Source organism: Mesorhizobium sp. GbtcB19 (genome assembly GCF_019091085.1).
In the GTDB taxonomy this organism is placed as follows: domain Bacteria; phylum Pseudomonadota; class Alphaproteobacteria; order Rhizobiales; family Rhizobiaceae; genus Mesorhizobium.
Genome location: NZ_JAGXJY010000472.1, coordinates 1 through 239, shown reverse-complemented (window position 1 = coordinate 239; position 239 = coordinate 1). Strand labels below are relative to the sequence as shown.

The following is a 239-nucleotide window of genomic DNA, read 5'->3' as shown; positions in this document are numbered from 1 at the left end:
ACCGCACCGGCATCGGCCCGCTGGTCTCGCTCCGCTTCGGCGCCTCGCTGATCCCGATCTCCGCCCGTCCCGGCGGCGGCATCTTCCCCAAGGGCGCGGATGTCGGCGGCGACCTCGGCGGCAAGGTCGAGGCCGGCATTCCGGAAGATGATCCGCGCCACCCGGCCACCATCGCCGGCAATGTCGGCGACAATGTCGGCGGTTGCGGCGGCATGGCCGCCGGCCTGTTCGAGACCCAT

At 72.4% G+C, this 239-nt stretch carries 1 protein-coding gene; it reads left to right on the top strand.

Going from position 1 to position 239, the window contains the following annotated elements; genetic code table 11:
* A partial coding sequence (locus KVT37_RS32770) for a sodium/proton-translocating pyrophosphatase (protein WP_217579080.1) occupies nt 1-239 on the top strand: 239 nt, incomplete at both ends.